The organism is Shewanella oncorhynchi, assembly GCF_030848765.1.
Taxonomy (GTDB): Bacteria; Pseudomonadota; Gammaproteobacteria; order Enterobacterales; family Shewanellaceae; genus Shewanella; species Shewanella oncorhynchi.
In genome coordinates, this window is sequence record NZ_CP132914.1 from 2,399,903 (window position 1) to 2,421,932 (window position 22,030).

The 22,030-nt window shown below is 47.0% G+C and carries 16 protein-coding genes, 1 pseudogene and 1 riboswitch; of the genes and pseudogenes, 8 read left to right on the plus strand and 9 right to left on the minus strand.

Annotated features, from left to right (window positions below):
* Window positions 1–97: 97 nt before the first annotated feature.
* The 3 genes and pseudogenes from RA178_RS10885 to RA178_RS10895 all read right to left on the minus strand — a co-directional run.
* Window positions 98–337, minus strand: a pseudogene (locus tag RA178_RS10885) (Y-family DNA polymerase); the annotation flags it as partial.
* Complete coding sequence (umuD, locus tag RA178_RS10890) at window positions 334–753, minus strand: translesion error-prone DNA polymerase V autoproteolytic subunit (protein WP_212601839.1); 420 nt, start codon at window positions 751–753, stop codon at window positions 334–336. The gene umuD and the pseudogene RA178_RS10885, both read right to left, overlap by 4 nt.
* A 216-nt stretch (window positions 754–969) precedes the next feature.
* Complete coding sequence (locus RA178_RS10895) at window positions 970–2,361, minus strand: SLC13 family permease (protein WP_306685339.1); 1,392 nt, start codon at window positions 2,359–2,361, stop codon at window positions 970–972.
* 80 nt (window positions 2,362–2,441) lie between these two features.
* On the opposite strand from RA178_RS10895, the gene RA178_RS10900 reads away from it, so the two are divergent.
* Window positions 2,442–3,260, plus strand: coding sequence for an AraC family transcriptional regulator (locus tag RA178_RS10900; RefSeq protein WP_263138781.1), 819 nt, complete (start codon window positions 2,442–2,444; stop codon window positions 3,258–3,260).
* A gap of 119 nt (window positions 3,261–3,379) precedes the next feature.
* Here the strand turns inward: RA178_RS10900 and RA178_RS10905 are convergent, their stop codons facing one another.
* Window positions 3,380–5,917, minus strand: coding sequence for a glycoside hydrolase family 15 protein (locus RA178_RS10905; RefSeq protein ID WP_306685340.1), 2,538 nt, complete (start codon window positions 5,915–5,917; stop codon window positions 3,380–3,382).
* A 159-nt stretch (window positions 5,918–6,076) separates the two neighbouring features.
* Window positions 6,077–7,720, minus strand: coding sequence for an MFS transporter (locus RA178_RS10910; RefSeq protein WP_306685341.1), 1,644 nt, complete (start codon window positions 7,718–7,720; stop codon window positions 6,077–6,079).
* Between the two features lie 887 nt (window positions 7,721–8,607).
* Between RA178_RS10910 and RA178_RS10915 the strand changes: the two genes are divergently transcribed.
* Both RA178_RS10915 and RA178_RS10920 read left to right on the plus strand, forming a co-directional pair.
* Window positions 8,608–8,901 carry a YciI family protein gene (locus tag RA178_RS10915; RefSeq protein ID WP_198572268.1) on the plus strand — a complete coding sequence of 98 codons (294 nt, stop codon included), beginning with the start codon at window positions 8,608–8,610 and terminating at the stop codon, window positions 8,899–8,901.
* A 211-nt stretch (window positions 8,902–9,112) separates the two neighbouring features.
* The gene (locus RA178_RS10920; RefSeq protein ID WP_306685342.1) at window positions 9,113–10,120 is read left to right on the plus strand and encodes a class I SAM-dependent rRNA methyltransferase; all 1,008 of its coding nucleotides are present in this window, start codon (window positions 9,113–9,115) and stop codon (window positions 10,118–10,120) included.
* A gap of 82 nt (window positions 10,121–10,202) precedes the next feature.
* Here the strand turns inward: RA178_RS10920 and RA178_RS10925 are convergent, their stop codons facing one another.
* The 3 genes from RA178_RS10925 to RA178_RS10935 all read right to left on the minus strand — a co-directional run bounded on the left by RA178_RS10925 (window position 10,203) and on the right by RA178_RS10935 (window position 14,104).
* On the minus strand, window positions 10,203–10,652 hold the full coding sequence (locus RA178_RS10925; protein ID WP_105252585.1) for a carboxymuconolactone decarboxylase family protein: 450 nt from the start codon (window positions 10,650–10,652) through the stop codon (window positions 10,203–10,205).
* Window positions 10,653–10,695: 43 nt separating this feature from the next.
* Window positions 10,696–11,592, minus strand: a complete 897-nt coding sequence (locus tag RA178_RS10930; RefSeq protein ID WP_306685343.1) for a helix-turn-helix domain-containing protein — start codon at window positions 11,590–11,592, stop codon at window positions 10,696–10,698.
* 349 nt (window positions 11,593–11,941) lie between these two features.
* Window positions 11,942–14,104, minus strand: a complete 2,163-nt coding sequence (locus RA178_RS10935; RefSeq protein ID WP_306685344.1) for a glycoside hydrolase family 97 protein — start codon at window positions 14,102–14,104, stop codon at window positions 11,942–11,944.
* Between the two features lie 255 nt (window positions 14,105–14,359).
* Here RA178_RS10935 and RA178_RS10940 point away from each other — a divergent pair, with 255 nt between their 5' ends.
* The 3 genes from RA178_RS10940 to RA178_RS10950 all read left to right on the plus strand — a co-directional run bounded on the left by RA178_RS10940 (window position 14,360) and on the right by RA178_RS10950 (window position 16,715).
* The gene (locus tag RA178_RS10940; RefSeq protein ID WP_306685345.1) at window positions 14,360–15,157 is read left to right on the plus strand and encodes a tRNA (adenine(22)-N(1))-methyltransferase; all 798 of its coding nucleotides are present in this window, start codon (window positions 14,360–14,362) and stop codon (window positions 15,155–15,157) included.
* 272 nt (window positions 15,158–15,429) lie between these two features.
* Window positions 15,430–15,960, plus strand: coding sequence for an NUDIX hydrolase (locus tag RA178_RS10945; protein WP_113940366.1), 531 nt, complete (start codon window positions 15,430–15,432; stop codon window positions 15,958–15,960).
* Window positions 15,961–16,106: 146 nt separating this feature from the next.
* Window positions 16,107–16,715, plus strand: a complete 609-nt coding sequence (locus tag RA178_RS10950; protein WP_113940367.1) for a tRNA-uridine aminocarboxypropyltransferase — start codon at window positions 16,107–16,109, stop codon at window positions 16,713–16,715.
* Between the two features lie 162 nt (window positions 16,716–16,877).
* Here the strand turns inward: RA178_RS10950 and trhA are convergent, their stop codons facing one another.
* Complete coding sequence (trhA, locus tag RA178_RS10955; RefSeq protein ID WP_263161370.1) at window positions 16,878–17,561, minus strand: PAQR family membrane homeostasis protein TrhA; 684 nt, start codon at window positions 17,559–17,561, stop codon at window positions 16,878–16,880.
* Window positions 17,562–18,043: 482 nt separating this feature from the next.
* On the opposite strand from trhA, the gene RA178_RS10960 reads away from it, so the two are divergent.
* Entirely contained in the window at window positions 18,044–19,447 is a 1,404-nt protein-coding gene (locus tag RA178_RS10960; protein ID WP_306685346.1) for a hypothetical protein, read from the plus strand.
* Between the two features lie 164 nt (window positions 19,448–19,611).
* Window positions 19,612–19,710: riboswitch (TPP riboswitch) on the plus strand.
* 201 nt (window positions 19,711–19,911) lie between these two features.
* Window positions 19,912–22,029: a phosphomethylpyrimidine synthase ThiC gene (gene thiC, locus RA178_RS10965; protein WP_306685347.1), complete on the plus strand. Its 2,118-nt coding sequence runs from the start codon at window positions 19,912–19,914 to the stop codon at window positions 22,027–22,029.
* Window position 22,030 lies beyond the last annotated feature (1 nt).

A 22,030-nucleotide genomic window follows, 5' to 3' on the forward strand; every position in this document is an offset into this window, starting at 1 on the left:
GACAAACAGTAAAACTGTAACGACCTCTCTTCTCTTCGTCTAATTTATTTATCATGAAAAATTCCAACATGTGGCATCTAAAAAAATTCCCAACTGTAAGTGCATAGTTGGAGGAGAATACCGCAACCTGATGCTGGCGGAGTTGGTTTGCTATTTGATATACAGGCACCGTCATTTTGATGCCAAGTTGTTTTGCCTCTACGGAGCGGGCGACGACGCAGCCATCGTTATTGGATAACACCACAATCGGCTTACCAACCAAATCCGGCCTAAACATCCGCTCACAGGAGGCATAAAAATTATTGCAATCGACGAGGGCGAATAGTGAGGGCGTCATTTGAGCTTTTTCACCACGTTGGTCACTACCCCAAAGATGTTTAACTCAGACTCATCATTGATAGCGATCGGGGAGAATAAGGCATTACGTGGTAGCAATTGCACCACAGGGCGTAGCTGTAATTGCTTTACGGTAAACTCACCGTTCACCGCTGCGACAACGGTATCACCGTGGGCTGGCTGTAGTGAGCGATCCACCACCAAAATATCACCGGAGAAAATCCCCGCTTCGATCATCGAATCCCCTTGGACTTTGACAAAAAACGTGGCGGCAGGATGTTTGATGCATAACTCATTGAGATCTAATGTTTGTTCTACATAGTCTTGGGCCGGTGACGGAAATCCTGCGGCAATCAAGGAGCTAAATAACGAGAGCTGATATTGGGTATGTTTGGCGAAGCGGCCTAGAAGCATCATAATAAATCACAATATACTGTACATATAAACAGTATAGTCTAACTATGAAGCTTATCGAAAGAATTTATGTGGGGAGAGTTATGTTATCGACCCAAGTGCTGTCGAGTGCTGAGCAATTGATGATGGCTGCTCTAAAGCACCCTTGACGGCTTGAATATCGCCAAGGGTGAGCGTTTCGTCCATTTAATTCAGTTAACGCACTTTAGTTAACGCAATTTAGTTAATCCAACCGAGCCATAGCCACCATAAATAATCCAGTGGCATGAGTGCAACTAGAGTTATTGCCGCTAGAGGTAAGGTGATGCGAAGTAGTTTAGTTAATGGCTCTTGGGATAATTGCATCGCCAAAATCAAAGGAGCCACCTGATAAGGAAAAATCACGGTTGAAAACCCGATCACCTGCGTCATTAATACCGCAGGGGTGGAGAAGCCAGTTGCATTGGCAAAGTCTGCTGCCATGGGGGATAACACAGTCGGCACGCCTGGAACCGTTGCCACTAATCCTGTTAGCGTCGCGATTAACGATAACGACATAAAATTCAGGAACGATGCCCCTTGCTGCAATGGTAACCATTCACTAAACAATTGACCTAGCGCAGTGCCGAGCCCGGAATGATTGACCAATGCTCCCAGACCTAAGGCCGCCGCGACAAAAATGACGGTCGACAAATCCACTGAACTATTAAAACTCTTAGGCTCAAGTACTCCCCATTTGGGGAGCAATAACAAGATAGCCGTTGTTAATCCTACCCAAGCGGGATTGATGCCGTGCAGCGAGTCAGTCACCCAAAAGAGCAAAGTTATCGCCAGTAACAGTGCAACTTTCTTTTGCATACCAAGGTTATAAGCTTCTTTTTCAATAACGCGTTCAGGCTGATTTTTATCAATTTTTGCAGGAAATAGGAAGATAACTAGCGCCACAATCAATATCGATTTGAGTAAACCAAGGATTGGAAAATGCAATAAGAGATACTCGGTATAACCAAAATGGATATTGAATAGATTCTCACTGGAACCTGCCAATATCATGTTGGGAATATTCGCGGGCAACACGGCAAAACTGGGCATGTTGCACGCCAGTGCCAAGGCGGTCGCAATGCCTATCCGTCCATGGCTACCACGAGCAAAACCGACTTGCTCAGCTAACGCCATACCAATTGGCACCATGACTACAGCACGGCCAACGGATGAGGGCATCACAAAGCCAAGCAGCACGGCACTAAAGACCAAACCCGCAATCAAGCGTGGATAACTTGAGGTCAGTATGGGGGCAATCAAACTGGCCATTCTGCGACTTAAGCCAGACTGAGTGATGGCACTGCCGATCACAAACCCCGAAATGATTAACCACACCGCAGTTGAGCCGAATCCGGAGAAAAGTATACTCGGCTCAATGAGTTTAAAAATGGTGGCAAGGGCAAAAAAGATTAACCCCGCCATAAAGGGCGGGAAGAAACCTGTGCTCCAAAACATCAAGGTCACTAACACTACGCCTGCGCTGTAGGAAAACACCGCGGGATGCTGACTTAGCGGAAAAAGCGCAAGTAAAGTAGCGATCAACAGTGCACTGAAAAACGCTAGCTGTTTAACGCCAATAAAACGTTTCATGTTTACCGACCTATTGGGTTGAATACGTAAAAGATGCCTACTAAGATAACTGACTTGGTTTGGCGTTTTAAGAAGGTAATATGTCAAAGTATGTTCCTAAGGCGACATTGTTAACACCCAGTGATGCGGCGTTTATCATAGATGCCAATCGGCCCGTGCTGACCCATACTCGCAATATGGCGGCGGAAGCGGGCATCGAACCTCACTCGCACCCGCGGGGGCAGCTACTTTGGGCCGCCAAAGGCTTGTTACGTGTTCGCAGTGAAAATGCCGTCTGGGTGGTACCCTCAACCCATGCGGTATGGATCCCCTGTAATTTGCCCCATCAAGTGAACAGCGAAACCCACGCCCACACTCGTAATATTTATATTGACCCTAGTTATGGCGTTAGGCCACAGGATACACAAGTGGTGATGGTGACTATGACAGCGCTGATGCGCGAATTAGTGCTTAAACTTTGTGAAAGTTCACATCTTATGGACAGTGGACAACTGCATCGGCTGGGTTTGGTTGCCATCGATGAGCTTCAAACTCTGGACAGTCTGGATGCCCATTTACCTGCTGGCTCAGATCCAAGACTCAGCCGCTTGATCCAAACGCTGATCCGACGTCCAAAAGTGAGTTACTCACTGACCGAGTTAGCCGAAATGGGCGGCGCGAGTGTGAGAACGATTGAGCGACTATTCAAAGCTGAAACTGGGCTCACTTATCGACAATGGCGGCAAAGGTTTCGTTTGTTAAATTCGCTTGAGAGCTTAAGCCAAGGGGAGAGCACAACTATGGTGGCCCATAGTTTAGGTTATCTGAGTGTCAGCAGTTTCAGTGCCGCTTTTAAAATGCAATTTGGTTGCACGCCGCAAGATTACCCGCAGCATAAACCTATGAAAAGCGGGAGCTAAATCAGGCATCATAAACCGTCTATAAAAAAGCTAGAACAATATCTAGGATGCTGTTCTAGCCTGCAATTTATCAAAGTGTCTTAAGCTAATGCGCTATTTTAATTGGCTATTTCAACTTGTCATTTCAATGCCGCTGGGACGATAGGGTTATAATCCCAGACTTGGCCATCGGTCATTGAGCGCACCAGTTTGATGTATTCTGCATGGGTCCAGGCGAGCGGTGTGGCAGAGTTGGTGCCTTGTCCGAGTTGGTAATGATAGCGAGTGGCGTCGCCGACACCGTCCCACGCTTGCTCGGGTAACATCATGCCCGCATTCGCAAAGGTTTCCATGCCTTGCACATAGGTGTTGATTAACTGCTGCTTGGTTTGCTGCGCGTTATTGCCTGTTAGCTCGCCTTTTGCTTGGGCGAGTGCTAATTCAAAATGACCACGCTCGCCGGTGAAGAAGGGCCAGACTCGGCCGCGTTGATCGGCGCTGTTGCTGCCAGATTCCGCATAGTTTTTGCCAGTCACCGTATCCTCGCCGTAACCGTCGTTGCCATAACGTCTAAAGCCGGGGATAGTGCTGCCATCTTTGGCGGTAAACTCGTATTTAAGGCGTAGGTTGTGCTCAAGCTCTGTATTATCAATTAATTGAAGGCTTTGATTGATGAGCTTATCGGTTGCACCGCGCACGCCATAACGCACTAGTTCTAAAAATCCGCCATCGAGGATCTGACGTTGATCCAAACCTTGCTTACCGTTATTTGCCGCCAGTGTATCGCGAGTATTTGGCTCGCCATTCGGGCTTAAACGTAAATAGTAAGGCGCGCTGACATCTGCGCTGTTTTTCAATAGCCCTTGGGTGGTGACTAAGTGTTTTTCTAAACTATTACTTAAGTCTTTGGCGGCGGTAAGATAACGGGCGCTTGAAGTAATATCTTTAGCTTCTTTGGCAATTTCACTCGCGGCAACAAGACCGGCGATCACGGCAGCCGTTGTTGAGGGGGAGTAACCCGCTTGTTCTTCCCAACGTTCTTGCTGAGTTTTAGGTGGGGTGATTTGAGTGTGATTCCAATCCAGATTGACGTCACCGCCGCTGATCAAAAAGTCCGCTGCACCTTTGAGCATCTCTTGATACCAGTGACTGATCTCATCAGGGGTGAGTACGCCCGCTTGCCAGAGTTTCCAGCCGAGCATGATAGGCATGGCGGTTTGATCGAGCTGCACGCCGACCCATTCAATTTGGCCATCCACATGGGTCTTTTGCAGGAACCAACCGGGCGTACCCGTAAAGCCGGGCGTCTTTTCGGTCACTTGCACTTTTTTCAGGTATTCGAAGGCCACTTTGGGCGTTTGCGTGTCACCCATGGCGAGGAATGCCATGGCGCATTGGTAAAAGTCGCGCGGCCATACTGCTTTATAGCCAGTGCTCGGCACGGCTGCCGAAACCGTATCGCCCCAAGGATTAGATAACGAGGCGATAAGTGCGCCCGCATAGGTTTTATCTTCCTGCGCTTTCAAGACCATAGCACTGGTATACAGCAGCTTACCGTTATCGGTCGTGTTGTTGGCCATGTTAGCGATGGCGGGCAGTGAGCTTAAGTAATCGTGCCAGCCCGTGTTGTAATTGCTGAGCACAGCATCATAACCTGCGGCTAAGCTGGCATCGGCATTGGCTAAACTCTGGGGTTCATCTTTACCAAAACCGATGGCGAGATTAAAGGTGACGGGTTTGGCTTTGATGAGCGTTGGGTAGCTTGCGGTAAAGGCGATATTGCCGACGGTCGATTTATCTTGCGCACTGGTTGTTTGATAGGGCGTATCGAGTTTGCCGTTATCGGCCAAATCGGCTAGGCCATCGGAAACACCGACAAAGCCAGTCGTAGCCTGCACAAAATTCAGATCGGATTTTACCGTCATTACGCTACTGTCTTTGGCGGCGGTATAGGCCACCAGCGCCTGATTCTTTGTATGAGTGTCGATGCGGCCGATATCATTGGCGCCCGCATTGTCGATATGCGGATTGACATACAAATGCGGTGTAATGCCATCTTCAAAGGCGGTAAAGGTGACACGCATCATCAAAGTGTCGCGGTCTGGATCGGTAAAGATATGCTTTTCAATCTGATACTTACCTTCAACATCTTTATTGATAATTTTATAGGCAAGGGATTGCGGTCGACCATTAGCATCTGTATCTAAATATTCTATACTGCTGATGGTGTTCTCTTTTTCGGTATCGACAAAGCCATTACCTGTGACCACAAATTGCAGTTCTTTGAGCTGCGCATTATGGATAAGACCATACATGGTTTCGGTTAAAATACCTTGGGCGAGGGAGAACCAAACGCGGCTAATGGGATTTTGCTTAGCATCTTGATATTGACCTTGGGTATAAGGCTCGTAAGACGTCCCAATACCAGTTTTACCCGAAAATGCCCAAGTCGGCGCTTTACCTGGTGCGCCGGGCGCAACCTGCTGCACACTTGGCGCGGCATTCACACTTGTGGCAGTTGTTGCTGAATTCGATGTGGGTGAACAGGCCGCTAACCCTATTATTCCTAATAGGCTTGCGGCGACGGCAAGCGCTAGGCGGCTGCGCCTTGTTAACGTTTGCGCGTGACGGGTTTGGCTGGTGTGCAGATCCTGCTGCGGCGTAGGACTCGATTCCATCTCGTTCTCCCCAAATAATGGTTATATTTTTATAGTGATTGGATTGATAAAAAGGCTTCATGCTGCGGTGAATCGCCAATGGGGCGAGTTCACCGCGCTTCACATATTGGATGTATATCAGCTAACTTTTTGCCACCTTTTGTGCTTAGTGACGTTTTATCAGTTAACTTTGTTTACGGCTTTTGCGGTTAAGGGCGTGTTGCCATTCAGGCCAGTACTTTGCTCATTTTGAACCACAATTTCTTGCTCCACAAAAAGCACGGCAATACCGGCGCACATCATCAAGACGCCACCTGTGATCAGTGCATAAATAGGTTGACCATCGAACAGACCATTGAGCACTAAACCCAGCACACTGGCGGCAAGAAGCTGCGGGATGACGATGAAAAAGTTAAAAATCCCCATGTAAACGCCCATTTTTTGCGGGGGTAACATGCCCGACAACATGGCGTAGGGCACAGATAAAATTGACGCCCACGCGATACCGACACCTATCATAGGCAGCCATAACAGGCTTGGGTCTTTAATAAAAAAGAAACTAATCAAACCTATACCACCACAGAACATATTGACTGTGTGGGTCAGCTTGATGCCAATACGCTTAGCCAGCATAGGAATAAAAATCGCGGCAATGGCGGCAAAACCATTGTAGGAGGCGAACAGTACGCCGACCCAATCTGCGCCGTCGTTATAAGCTTGGGACAACACATCACTGCTGCCAAAATGGTAAGACGTCACGGCGGCTGTGGTGTAAATCCACATGGCAAACAGTGCGAACCAAGAGAAAAACTGCACGATCGCCAGTTGATGCATGGCTTTGGGCATATGGAACAAGTCATCGACCACGCTAAATACCATGCCGAGCTTATTGCGTTCAGCGGGTTGTGAATGGCCCAAACGCAGCGCGCAATACAGTTGTAATGGGCCAAAGGCGAAAATCCCTAAGCTCAAAATATACAGTTGCTTGTCTAAATCCTGCGCCCCAATAGCGAAGGTGAGCAGGGCGCCGAGACCCATCCATACGATGGAGGCAAATTGATAGTCCTTGCGGGTACGAGTGCGGGCTAAGGTTTCATCTTCAGCATCGACTTGTTTTGCGTTAAAGGCGGCTAATTCTTCAGGGGAATATTCTCTTGACGATACGACAGTCCAACTGACGGCGAGCAATAATACTGTGCCGCCAAAATAGAAGGCATAACGTACTGAATCGGCAATTTCACCCGCAGGTGCAGTATTCGCAACATCAAAAAAGTGAGTCAAAATATAGGGTAAGGCCGAAGCGACCACAGCGCCAATGCCGATGAAAAAGCTTTGCATGGCATAGCCTTGAGTACGTTGGCTTTTCGGTAAATTGTCACCGACGAAGGCGCGAAACGGCTCCATGGCGATATTGATCGAGGCATCCATGATCCATAACATGCCGGCGGCAATCCACAGGGTAGGCGAGTGCGGCATGATGAAAATGGCAAGGGTAGTAAAAATCGCGCCAATCAAAAAATAGGGGCGACGACGACCAAGGCGTCCCCAAGTGTTATCACTCAAATAACCAATAATAGGTTGAACCAATAAACCCGTCAGTGGTGCGGCAATCCACAGTATGGGAATTTCATCGATAGAAGCCCCTAAGGTTTGAAAAATGCGGCTGACGTTGGCATTTTGCAGGGCAAACCCAAATTGAATGCCTAAAAAACCGAAACACATATTAAAAATTTGCCAGAAACTCAGCTCAGGTTGTTGCTTGAATGCATGCGGCAACTGAGGCGCTGCGGCTTGATGGGGATCTTGCTGGTGATTCGAAGACATTGAACTTCCTTTCTGTTGCCGGCAGTCGTTCTGCCTTGAGTGCTTATTGTTTTAATTGTTTTGCCTAGCAATGGATTGGCACTGTACTTTGCTTTTATGTGGTGAGCTATTTCATCACAGCCAAGAGCATACAATAAAAGCTAAGAGTCAGATTCATGGCTTATTCATGGTAGTTTCGCGCATGCCATGAATGAGTGTACTCTGTGAAAAAATGGCGAATATACTCCTCCCTCAGAAGCATATTCGCCGATAAATTCATTTCAAATTTGGACCTAACACCTTAATTCAAAGGGATTAGCCCAAGTGAGTGGCCTAAAGCCAGTCAGCAGAAAGAACTTAAGCCTGATAGCAATCCTTGTATGTAACCCTATCAGAAACGACCTCACAGATTTCAAACCCCACAAGCAGAGGGTGAAACGAGCGGATTTATAGTAGCCTCGGCGTAGATTTTTGCACAACTGCTTACATACGTATTCATCATGGCTCAGTAACTGGATTGAAACATAGGCGTAACGCATCTAGACGGTTTATCAATAGCTATAGGCTTGCTGGAATGCTCAAATAACTCTCTAATCTTGTTAGAATACTTGATGATCAGTCATTGCATTATTTTTTAGAAAAAAGGGTATTGTTATTGCGGATGTTAACTGAGTGATAAAATCAACCGCAGCATAACTGACGGCGAGTTAAATGCGCTTAATCAGAGTCAGCATGCAATAAATATCCAGTACGGATGCCGATAGCTTGACTCGAAAGTCGCGCACTCTGCACTATATAGCCAGCCTAGATATGGTGGGCTCAAATAGTTACTTAGCTTATGATGATCGCCAGATTAAGCGTTTTTCGTTCGATTATTTTAAATTTTTTCAGTTGATTAAAGGATCCCTATGTTTGTTGTCTCGCTTACCTATAAAAAGCCAATTGCAGAAGTGGAGTTACATTTAGCCGCCCATATTGCTTATCTTGATGAGTATTATGCCGCAGGGACTTTTGTCGCCTCGGGTCGTAAGGTGCCACGTACCGGTGGCGTCATCCTCGCCAAGGCTGAAAGTCGCGCGGCGCTAGAGGCTATTTTGCAGCAAGATCCTTTCTGCATTGCCGATGTCGCTGAGTTTGAGGTGATAGAGTTTGTGCCGACTAAAACGGCGCCAGGGTTAGAGCCGTTGCTTGAAGTGATTTAACCTACATCTTTGTTTGAAAATTATTCCGTGCACTTGGTTATAACAGGCTTGGCGGGTTGGGGGACATAGAGTTCCCCCCATTTGGGTGTTAGTCGGTGTTTATGCTGTTTTCGGGGCGAACTTTTCCGATATTCTGCGACCTAGTTTGGTATTATGCCGTTTTCCCTCTTGAAACCTTACGCAGGTTTCCGCTGCGCGAGTCCCGCTTTTTATGTCTATTCAAACGCTGTTATCGACGGCTCTGGCGAAACGCCATGATTTTTTACAACAAGCAGAACAGGATCAAACCGATTGTTTTCGGGTGTTCCATGGCACAGTCGAAGGCGTCAGTGGCTTGAATATCGACCGTTATGGCGATACTTGGCTAGTGCAGAGTTTTCATCAGACCTTAACCGACGAAGAGTTGGTTGATGTCGGCACTGTTTTGTTGCAACAGGCCGATTTGCCGATAGTGTATAACGATCGTTCATTAGGCCATTCCCGTGTATTGAATGCCTTATCTCCCGCACTGACAGAGATTGCGAGTTCTGAGCGAGTAATGCAGGAAAATGGCATCAAGTTCAGCACTAAACTGCGCCACGAAGGACAAGATCCGCTGTTATTCCTTGATATGCGCATTGGCCGCGAATATGTGCGGGCACACAGCCAAGATAAAACTGTGCTGAATTTGTTTTCCTACACCTGCGGCATTGGTACTGCGGCAGCCATCGGCGGCGCGACTCAGGTGATGAATGTTGATTTTTCTTCCTTTGCTTTAGCGACGGGCAAAGCGAATGCGGCGTTAAATCAGGTGTCGAATGTATGTGAGTTTGTGCAGAGTGATGCGTTTCCGGCCCTGCGCCAATTGGCAGGCTTGAGTGTGGGAGGGCGTCGCAATCAAAAATTACCGAGTTATCCCAAATTGGCGCAAACCCAGTTTGATCTGGTGTTCCTCGATCCGCCGCGTTATGCCAAGAGTGCTTTTGGTATTGTCGATTTGGTTAATGATTATCAAGGTTTGTTCAAGCCCGCATTAATGGCGACGAAAGTCGGTGGCACTATCGTTTGCTGTAACAATGTGGCGAAAGTCGAGCGCCAAGTATGGTTTGACAGTTTAGTGCGCTGTGTTGAAAAACAAGGCCGTACAGTCACTACGCACACTTGGCTCGATCCCCATGAGGATTTCCCTTCGTTCGATGACAATCATCCACTTAAAATAGTGGCACTGACATTAAGTTAGTTATACAAATGGTATAGTGATAAGAACTACATAGTGATATTAACAAGCAGGGCACCCGATTCGGCGCCCTGTTTATTTGCCGTTAGATGGGTTGCAAGTGGAAGGCAATCGCGACGCGGTTCCAGCCATTAATGGCAATGATTAAGCTGGTGAGGTCGACAATTTCTTTCTCGGAATAATGCTCTGCAAGCGCCGCATATTGACTGTCATGCACGGGGGCAGTAGCAACTTGGGTTAAGATTTCTGTCCAGAGCAGCGCTGCACGTTCCCGTTCATTAAAGATTCCATCGACCTCCTGCCAAGCGGCAAGTAAATCTAAACGCAGCTGTTCTTCACCGTCGCTTCTGGCTTCCTCGGCGTGCATTCGCTGACAAAACGCGCAGCCATTGAGTTGCGATGCTCTGAGCTTGACTAAATGCACCAGTAATGGTGCAAAGTGGGAATCACCGGCCGCTTTGTCTAAGCTGAGCAGCGCGTTAGCGAGTGTGGGTTGTAGCTGGTAAATTTGCTGGCGTGGTATACGTTCTGACATAAAAGCCTCCTATAAGCTGAGGCTTCAATCTAAGCTGTTAGCGCTATGTAGGATTGGAGATTTGCGACATTTTACGCTTTTTGTATTGTCCTGGAGTTTGCTGTGTCACCCGTACAAAGTGTTGATGTAGATGGGCTTGATCGTAAAATCCGCAATCGAATGCGACCTGCACTAGGCTGAGGTTAGGTGATTGGCTGAGTAAGTTTCGGGCGATTTTGACTCTGTTTAATTGCAGTAACTGCGCGGGTGACAATCCGGTTTCTTGTTTAAATCTTCGTTCAAACTGGCGGCGACTTAGGGGCAGTTGCCTATAGAAATCCTCTAAACTGGCTTGGGTTTGAGTAAGCTTTGGTAAACTCGCCTGCACTAAGCTAATCATAGCGCTTTTATGTCGAGATAAGGCCGCATCACATTGCTGCTGGGTGAGCTGCAATAACCAGTGCTCAAGTAGGGCGACGCGTTGGGCTGGCTGATTGGTTTCCGCCAGTTGCGATAGCAGTTGATCCAATCCTGTTAGCTGCAATTGCGTCGCATCAATAGCCTTCATTGATGCGGCAGACAGAATATCTTGCAGTTCAATGCCAAGTAAATGAAACGCGCCGCCGGGGTGAAAGCGAACTGTCATCAGCTCGATTCCTGGTAAAAAGGCGTGGGAATGTCGGCTCTGACCACAATGAAACAACACTTGAGGTTCATCGCCACTGAGTGTTTGAGTTGGGAAATAGAAATGCAGGCTAGTGCCGCCGTCTGGATAAAATGTCTGTTCAATGCTCTGCGGTAAATTAATCGCAACGCGCAAATGAAAGTAGCGCTGCACCCAAGGGCGAAGTGGCGCTAAGGGTTGGAAATGGCTAAAGCCTAAGTGTGCGAGTTCAGTTTCGAAACGTTTAAAGCTGCGCATTTCTAATAAATTTGCCCGATATCGCAAGCTGAGCACCATAAGCAAGTAAAGGAAGGTCAGATTAATCTAACGGAGGCATTTTTGCACCTGTGTTGGTTTTACGCCTTCGCCTTGGGTTGGCATGGTCTGTCTACGATGTTGGTGAGTTTGCGAGGGCATTTCCAGCCTGTTCATTCGGTTTATACCGATTTGTCGGCCAATGGGCACGAACTGAATAGACGCCTCGACCTTGATCAACTTTTATGTTTGTATTGGGATCAACAGGTGTTAGTTGGCGATAAAAAGTCACCAAGGACAAGGTATATCCTTGGTGACTTTCTGTTTTTTACTCTGTATTTTCACACTCGCTTAAACACGTTCTTAACGCACTGACTTTAAAAAACTAAACCTAAAGCACTTTGAATCTGATTGCTGTGCCGCCACTGCTGGCGAGTGCGAGGTTTAGGCTATCTTTAGCGCTCACTTCTTTAGTCTCAATCACATAATCATAGGGATTGGTTTTCCAATCGGCTTTTGCGCCATCGCGGTAAATCTGCGCTTGATAACGTTTATTCGGGGAGAGGAAATCCAGTTTGACCGTGACCTTGCGTGCGGTTTCATCCGTGAGTGCGCCTAAGTACCAATCACTTTGATCCTTCGCTTGGCGAGCAAAGACCACATAGTCACCGACTTCACCGGCCAGCGCGACACTTTGATACCAATCTGTGGGCACATCGCGGATAAATTGGAAGGCATCTAAGTGCTTTTCATAATTGCGCGGTAAGTCTGCTGCCATTTGGATTGGGCTATAGAGCACAACGTACAAGGCGAGCTGTTTGGTCAATGTGGTTTGCACACGATTTTCAGCATCCAACCCCTTGGGCGCTAAGTCAAAAATTCCCGGGGTAAAGTCCATTGGACCCGCAAGCATGCGGGTAAAGGGTAATATGGCCGTATGTTCAGGGCTGTTTGGTGGGCTACCCCAAGCATTATACTCTTGGCCGCGGGCACCTTCGCGGGAGATCCAGTTCGGATAGGTTCGGCGCAGGCCTGTGTCTTTAATCGGCTCGTGGGTATTGATACTGATGTGGTGTTTCGCTGCTTCAGTGACATTGTGCAAATACTCACCGACCATAAATTGGCCGTCGTGCCACTCGTGACGGGTAATGCCTTTGTCATCTATGCGCTTGATCTGGCCACCATCGGCGACATAGCCCGTTTTGACTTGAGTAACACCATGCTGCTCATACAGGGCGAAGGCATCTGCCATTTGCTCGCGATAATGCGTGACTGAACCTGCGGTTTCATGGTGGCCGATTAAACGTACATTTTGTTTTGCTCCGTATGCTGTGATGGCGGGCAGATCGAAATCAGCATAGGCCTTAGTAAAGCTAAATTGGTCGCCGTTGTGGAACCAGTCGCCATCCCAACCTTCATTCCAACCTTCTACCAGTACGCCATCAAACTGATATTTAGCGGCAAAATCCATATAACGCTTTGTTTCACTGGTGGTGGCGCCGTGGGTTGGGCCCGAGCCCCAGGTATTTTCGTTTAAGTGCATTCCCCACCAAATACCGACGTATTTCCCTGGTTTTACCCAAGTAACATCGCCGAGTTTATTGGGTTCATTGAGGTTTAGGATGAGGTGCGAATTGAGCAACCCAGTTGCTTTGTCGGCAATTTGAATGGTGCGCCACGGCGTATAAAAACCCACTTGGGTTTTGACGCGAATACCGTCGGACCAAGGCGTGAGATCGGCCTTAAGTTTGCCATCGCGCTGTTGATCTAAGGTCATGGCGGCAAAGTCCACCAAGGCGGCTTCGTGGATACTTAAGTGCGTACCGTCTGCGAGTTTAAAGGTGAAGGGGGTATGGGCTCTATCGACGTCTTTAAGCGCTGTGGTGCGATATAAATATTCGTAGCGATTCCAGCCGCGGGCAGGGATCCACCATGCTGTGGCTTTAGCGCTATTGCCGACATTGAACTCGGTTAACTCGTCAGTGATGGATAGCGGCGAATTGGCGGGCAGGGCTGCTTGTTGGGCTAAGTGATAGCGAAAGCCAATCCCATCGTCAAAGGCTTTAAATTCGATTTCGAGTTGCACCTTGCCATTACTTAATACAGCAGTCAGTTGATTGTGTTGATCGCGGATCCATTCCTGTTCGCCCCAAGGTTGTTGCCACTTTTCATCGGCACTTTGTTTATCGCTGCTGTTTATCTGTAATCCTTGACCGAGTTCGCCAAGGGATTGAAAAACTAAGCCTAAGCGGCTCGGTTCTATGACTGTCTTGCCGTGAAAATCGATTTTATATTCGGGGCGGCCAGTATCATCACTCAAGCTGATTTGAATTTGTTGGTTGGGTGAGCTGACGGTAACGGTTTTGGCAAATACGTTGGCACTAAAAAGACTCGTGACCGCAAGGGCGATAGCTGTAGGGCTTAATAGCGCTTGCGATAGCTTTTGTCGCGATGAGCACTGGCGAGTGTGGCTGTTTGTTAAGTGGCAGTCTGTTACGTGACGGGCAGTTAAGTCGCTGCGAGTGAACTGAATAGGGTTGGTCTTGATGAACATTCCTTGATCCTTGTTTTTATAATGAATGTGACTCACAGCATACTAGTGGCGATGGCTTTTTAACCGCAACGGCCTGCATACGTATTCACCACATTAAGGCGTGTCGTAACAGACGTGACGAGAAGCACTTTGAGGGCACGAACAAAAGATGTGGTTTGCTTTTGACTCGGGTAAACTGCGCGCTTTCTTTTTGCTTAAAAATGCAATTTAGCGTGGGATTTACAGCATTTGGAGCCGCAGCAGTAAGGTCAAACCGTGAAAATTAGCCAACGTTTACAACAGATAAACAGCATGATCACTGGTCATTACGATCATATTTGGGATTGCTGCTGCGATCATGGTTTGCTCGGTATGCTGTTGTTAAAAAGGAATGCTGCTCGCCAAGTGCATTTTGTCGATTGTGTGCCTTCGCTAATGCAGGCGCTTGAGCTGCGTTTACAGCGTTTCTTTCCCGCTGACATATCAGGCCTTAATCCACACTTAGATCCAAACTTAAACCCAGACATAGACCCTCACTTAAACCTAGACATAGACCCTAATTTAAGTCGTCATAGTCAGTGGCAAGTGCATTGCCTTGATGTCGCGATTTTACCGCTCGAGCAAACCAGTGACAAAGATAAACAGTTAATTATCATCGCTGGCGTGGGTGGTGAATTGCTGGTGGAATTAGTGCGGGCAATTCTAGCCAAACATCCACAGCGGCACCTCGAGTTTATTTTGTGTCCCGTGCATCATAATTACTATGTCAGGCAATCACTTTCGGCCTTAGGGCTTAAGTCGGAACTCTTATTGGAAGAGAATCAACGTTTCTACGAAATCCTCCATGTCAGTACAATCGCAGCTCCAAATGGTCTGCCTATCACTGCTACGGGGTCGTTAATGTGGCAGACGCTAGATGAAGCAAGTTTGCCGCGAGCGCAGCGTTATCTGTCGCAGGTGATTGGCCATTACCAACGCATGCCCGCGCATAAGCAAACACCAGCGATTATTGATGCCTATCAGCAGCAATTGGCCCAGCTCTTGAGTGAGCATAGTGAGTTTGAATGCGCTTGAGCATTTTTGCCGCTTGGGCATTACGTTAAGAATGACTATGAGCACCAAAGATGAGAATCAGGCGAAAGAGCTGATGCATCGCGATCTCGTTGTTAATATCATGGGCAAATCGATTTTAGCCTAAGCCGTTAATAATCAAGAGTCTAATCGCTAAAACCTATCAATCACTCGGATTGGACTGAGTGTGATTATTGCCTCTGCTACATTTTTTGATCTGCATTTGGCACATTTTCGTTTATGCTGCGACTCCTTTTCGGCAAATGGCTAAGACTATGCGTTTATTGAGAACCACCCAAGATCCAGCGGTTAACCTACAGACGGCACGCGTTTTTTATCGCAGAGCTGCCCGCGCGATTGTGTTATCGGGTGAAGACATTTTGCTGCTGTATACTCAAAAATACCGCGACTACAGCTTACCTGGCGGCGGCATTGACGATGGCGAGAGTCTCGAAGATGGACTGATCCGCGAGCTTCAGGAAGAAACCGGTGCCTTAGACATTCAAGTGTTAGCGCCCTTTGGTCGCTATGAAGAGTTTCGACCTTGGTACCGTGAAGGGGCGAATGTAGTGCACATGGAGTCATTCTGTTATGTGTGCAGTATTGACACCGCACTGGGCGAGCGTGGTTTAGGTGAGACTCGATTAGAAGCCCATGAGATTAAAAATGGCATGCGACCTCAATGGCTCAATATTCATCAAGCTATCGCCCATAATGAAGATATTCAGCGTAATCATCCCCATAAAGGCCAATCAATAGAACGTGAAACTTTTCTGCTAAAACAGATAGTGTTGGAATGTTTGTAAGTTTTATCATTTTTAAATCATAACTTTAATCTATGATTTTATTTCACGTCAAACTTAGTTGGCTTGGCTTATTGGCGAACGAACGCCGTTATTTTAACCTGAGCTTTCAAGTGGATGTGCTTCGAGCCTGTTCCTAACATCGCTAGATGTTTAATGTTATTTCTCATTCTTTTGCCGCAGCAAGGAAGGCAATGCAGATTATTTTATTGACCCACGAGCGCGAGTTAACCCGCAAAACGAATACTGGCCAACTCGCGTTAGCCGCATTCCCTGAAGAGGTGAAAAGCATCGTCTGGTCGAGAACGGCACCTGATAACGATTTAGTGGCTATGTTGGCATCGCAGCAAGCCAAGCTGTTGTTTCCTGCAAGTGATACTGAGTTTGCTATGCCCACTGATATTAACCCCTTAGAGACGAATTTAGCTGAGCCATCGCTCTCGAACGCACAAGCCTTGTTAGTGCCTGCGCAATCCACACTCATAGCAGCACAACGAATGCCGAGCCAAGTGGTAATTTTAGATGCGACTTGGCAGGAGGCGCGTAAGATGCTGCGCCAGAGCCCCTATCTTAAAACGGCTGCACGAGTCAGTTTGCCGCCACTTATGCCTGAATCCGCCTTTATATTGCGGCGTAATCAGCAAGAAGGGGGCTTGTGTACCGCAGAATGTATTATTGCGCTTTGGCGGCACTGTGGCAGAGCAGAACAAGCGACGGTATTAGCGTCGCTGTTTACTGAATTGAATAGCCGTACTTGATTGCGATGTTTGAGAGAGCGTTCGAGGAAGTGCTTAAATAGATAATTAACGACGTTTAGCTTTGACCCATAGATAAATCACCGTCAGCTGAATCACCATCTGTTAAGTCATAGTCATTTAAATCAGAGCCAGTTAAATCACCATCTGTTAAGTCATAGCCATTTAAATAACAGTCAGATAAATACACAGAAAGTGACTCATGGCACCGCCGAGCACAAATAAATGCCAAATGGCATGGTTGAAAGGAATGCGTTTACCGACGTAGAACACCACTCCTAAGGTGTAAAATAACCCGCCTAAGATTAATAGATTAAAGCCTATCTCTGACATGGCCGCCGTTAAATCGCCCATCACAGTGACACATAGCCAGCCCATAGCGAGATACAAGACTAAGCTTAACTTTTTGAATTTGTGAATAAACAGTGTCTTAAATAGGATCCCACCAATTGCAAGCGACCAAATAGCCGTTAAAATCACTATCGACTGCGTGCCTTGTAAGCTTATCAGCATCAAAGGTGTGTAAGTTCCTGCAATTAAACAGTAAATAGCGCAGTGATCGGCGATCTTCAGTTTATGTTTCCAGCCTGAATGGCTAACGCTGTGATATAACGTCGAGCATAGGAAAAGCACTATGATGCTCGCACCATAAATGGTTACGCCCGTAAGTTGAATTGGCGTTAGGTGATCTTGACCTTTAAGCAGCATGAGCACCAATGCCACAATCCCCGCAATAACACCTAGGCCATGGGATACACTGTTAGCGATCTCTTCTTTGATACTATATGGTCCAGATTTTACCGGGTTTTTAACTGTGTTTGGCTGTTCGGTAACACTTTGACTCGACATGGTAGATACACACTCGTAAACGATAATGACTGAGTCTATCAGTTAGAAAAATAAATCACCATATTTAAGCGTACACTTGTAAGCTTAAATTTATGGTTGGCTTCTATTTTTCATCTTTTAGATTTTTAACGCCGTCTTGCACTCCCATCAGTGCATCGCATTGATGATGCTACTCGCTTCAAGACGTGAGATTTAGCGCGATTATGATCCCAATTCCCAGCCTTATTTGTCTTAACTGGCAAGTGACTTATCAAGCACTGGCGTAAAGTACTGTGCTTGTAGCAGGTTGCATTTGCATTGAACTTTACCCTGTTTGCCTCCTCTAATCTGCGTTGAGCACTCGCAAGTAAATGCAATCATTGGATAATTCGTTTTCAATATTCACCAACCTGATATTGGATTGATATTGAATTAGAGTGCAATCGTTCCACGTTAAGCGTCATTGAAATCAATGGATACTATACAAAACCTAAGGATGGATTTTGCCTTTTCAACATCAACCCAAGGCCGCGCCTTTATTGACAGCATCTCCTACAGCGATAGCGATTGGAGATGATGCCGATAGTGCTTTGCTGATTTCGGTCACATCGCCAGAAGGTGAGACTTTTATCACCTTTGATCATCACCTCGGTGAACTGGATGCTGCTCAAACGCCTGTTTTTACCACTGATACGGAGCCATTAGCGTTCAATAGCGATACAGGTCATTCAGCCTCTAAGCATGACATCAAAGGCATAGCTCAAGATAAAACCCAAGATTTGGTACTGCAAGAAATCCATGCTGAACATCAACATCAACATCAACATCAACATCAACATCAACATCAAGATAAATTGGTTGCTGAATCTGAATCCAAACCTGAACTGTCTAGGACAATACAAACTAGTGCTCAGGGATTGGGTACGGGATCCGTTTTGCGTGCTCGTCAGCCGTATTTCAAAGGATTCAGTTTGTTATTTTTTGTGCTCTTAGTGCATGCGTGTTTATTTTTACTTATCTGCATTTTGTGGCGCCCGCAGTTAAATCCCTTTGGATTGAAGGAAATAGAAAGCCGTGGCCCTAAAGTGACAGCGATCAAGGCTTACTTTATTTATGCTCCCGCGGTAGAGAAAGCCGAAACCTCGGAGTCCAAAACTGAGATCAAGGCCGAGGATAAGACTGAAGCGACAAGTTCTGTTACGCCTACAATTGTTCCCACACCTCAAACTCAAGTGAAGCCTCTGCCAATACTTGAAAAGGTCATGCCTGAAACAATAGCACCCGAAAAGGCCGTCTCTGAAAAAGTAGAGTCGGAAAAAGTGAACCCAGATACGGTTAAACCGAACATCACTCAATCGAGCCAATCTCAATCAAAGAAAACTCAATCAAGTGCCCAAAGTGAAGTAAAGCCCGCTGAAGTGACTGCAAAAAAACCAACGAATACGCTTAATACCACAGAAATAAAGCCGCAGCTTGGCGCTAAGAGTTCACCCGCAGCAGAAGGTGAGAGCACAATAGCGACAAGCTCAAGCATGAGTTTATTCACCCAGCAATATTTTGAACGTCAGCGCGAGCAAGCGCTCGATGCTCTCGTCATTGAACAGGCCGATAAGTTCACCCAGAAATCGAATATGAGTGAAATGAGCCCAGAGATGGAGGTGCTATTTGTCTCTAATGCTGATGATTTCGGTGGCACAACGAGTCTAGATTTACCCTTAGACCCAAATCGTATTGTGCGTAAAGGGGATACTTGTTATCGCGTGGTACAAGTCGGCACTCAAGTTAATCCTAACGCCGAAAATTTAGGTTTTCCCATTAACTGCAGTGGCAAAAAAATCAATCAAGCTATTGATGATGCCATTCAATCTCGATTAAACAAAATGATGCTCAAACCCCATAAACAGTGACTTTCTTTTATGATTTATTTTCATGCTAATTATAGATTTTTTAGTTTAATTTTATTTAATCAATTAAAAACAATTAATTATGAATCTTTATTTTGGATTGGTGGTTAAGGTTTTTAATTGCTTTTTTCCTTGTTTGTTGCTGCCGCTTCTGTCTATACTGCGCACTCATCTTGTCGGAGTGCCTCTTGGCTGAGACCGTTTATTCGGGATCCGTTGAACCTGATCAGGTTAAAACCTGCGAAGGAAACAAGCGTAATAACACACATTAAATCGCCAAAATAGACGGCTTGAACACCTGTTAACTCAGCAGTGTTTTAAGCCTTAATGTTTAGATTTAATTGTTATTGAGCAGGGTAACTCAATTTTTGAAGCCAGTGTTGGTCACAAAAATTGATTGCCATGCCCAGCTATCAACAACTCAATTCTCCAGACAAGCAACTCCATTTTTTAACGTGAGATTGCTTATGTCCAGTTCAAACCCAGCTGTAGCTGCCAATGCGATAGAAATCACAGCGCCAGAATCGACAATCCCTAATAAATCGACAGTGGCTAATAAATCGGCTGAGTCTAGTCAATCAATCGTGACTAAGGCGCCGAGTCGCCGCGAAACTCGCGCGCAGGCTCAAGCCTTTATCGATACGTTAGCGCCACTGCAACATCCTAATTCACAAAAGATTTATCTCGAAGGTTCCAGTGCCGATATTCGCGTTGGCATGCGGCAGATTCTGCAGACTGACACGCTTGTCGGCGGTACTGATGATGCGCCTATCATGGAAAAAAATCCGCCAATCCGAGTGTACGATTGCGCCGGACCTTATTCCGATCCTGAGGCCGACATCAATGTGCGTCTAGGCCTTGGTAAATTAAGACAAAACTGGATCCTAGCCCGCAACGATACAGAGCAATTACCCTGCGCGACCTCAGACTTTACCCAACAAAGAATCGCCGATGATGGTTTAGACCATCTGCGTTTTGAGGCAGGCTCGAGTGTCATTGTCCGCCCGCGCAGAGCGCTGCAGGGCAAACGAGTCAGTCAATTACACTATGCCCGTCAAGGGATTATCACTCCCGAAATGGAATATGTGGCGATCCGCGAGAACATGGCACTTGCGCAAGTACAGGATGAAATCCTCAATCGTAAAGCCAAGGGCGAAGCTTTTGGTGCCTTAGTCGGCGAACCGATTACCGCCGAATTTGTCCGCGCCGAAGTTGCCCGTGGCCGCGCGATTATTCCGCTGAATATTAACCATCCCGAAGCCGAACCTATGATTATCGGGCGTAATTTTCTGGTGAAAGTGAACGCCAATATCGGTAACTCGGCGGTGACGTCTTCCATCGAGGAAGAAGTGGAAAAGCTCGTCTGGTCTACCCGTTGGGGCGCAGATACGGTAATGGATTTATCCACGGGTCGTTATATTCACGAAACCCGCGAGTGGATCATCCGCAACTCACCAGTGCCCATCGGCACAGTGCCGATTTATCAAGCGCTGGAGAAAGTGAACGGCGTGGCAGAGGATTTAACGTGGGAAGTGTTCCGCGATACCTTGATTGAACAAGCTGAGCAAGGTGTTGATTACTTTACTATTCATGCTGGTGTGCTGCTGCGTTATGTGCCGATGACGGCTAAACGTGTTACTGGGATCGTTTCTCGCGGCGGTTCAATTATGGCCAAATGGTGCCTGAGTCATCACAAGGAAAACTTCCTCTACAGCCATTTTCGTGAGATCTGTGAGCTTTGCGTCGCTTACGATGTATCCCTGTCTTTAGGTGATGGTATGCGTCCCGGATCGATTGCCGACGCTAATGATGCAGCCCAGTTTGCAGAGCTTGAAACCTTAGGTGAGCTAGTCAAAATCGCGTGGGAATACGACGTACAAACCATTATCGAAGGGCCGGGACATATCCCGATGCAGCTCATTAAAGAGAACATGGACAAGCAGTTAGTTCACTGCGACGAGGCGCCGTTTTACACGCTTGGCCCACAAATCACCGATATCGCACCTGGGTATGATCATTTCACCTCCGGCATAGGCGCGGCCATGATTGCTTGGTATGGCTGCGCTATGTTGTGTTACGTCACGCCAAAAGAACACTTAGGACTACCGAATAAACAAGATGTTAAGCAAGGTTTGATTGCCTATAAGATTGCCGCCCATGCTGCCGATGTGGCAAAAGGTCATCCGAGTGCGCAAATTCGTGATAATGCGCTGGCAAAGGCGCGGTTTGAATTCCGCTGGGAAGATCAATATAACTTAGGGCTCGATCCTGAAACCGCGCGTGCTTATCACGATGAATCTTTACCGCAGGAATCCGCTAAAGTCGCGCATTTTTGCTCTATGTGCGGCCCTAAATTTTGTTCGATGAAAATCACCCAAGATGTTCGCGCCTATGCCGCTGGCTTAGAGGCGGCACAAGCGAAGGCGGAGCAAGTTGAAGCGGCTGCCCAAGCTATGCAAGTCACAATCAAGACGCCGCAGGAGTTGGAAGCGGCAATGGCGCTAAAATCGGCACAATTTGCTGCCTCGGGCGCCGAGATTTATCACGTTAAAGACAAGCTCGTCGCCGAAGCTGAGGAAGCCTAAT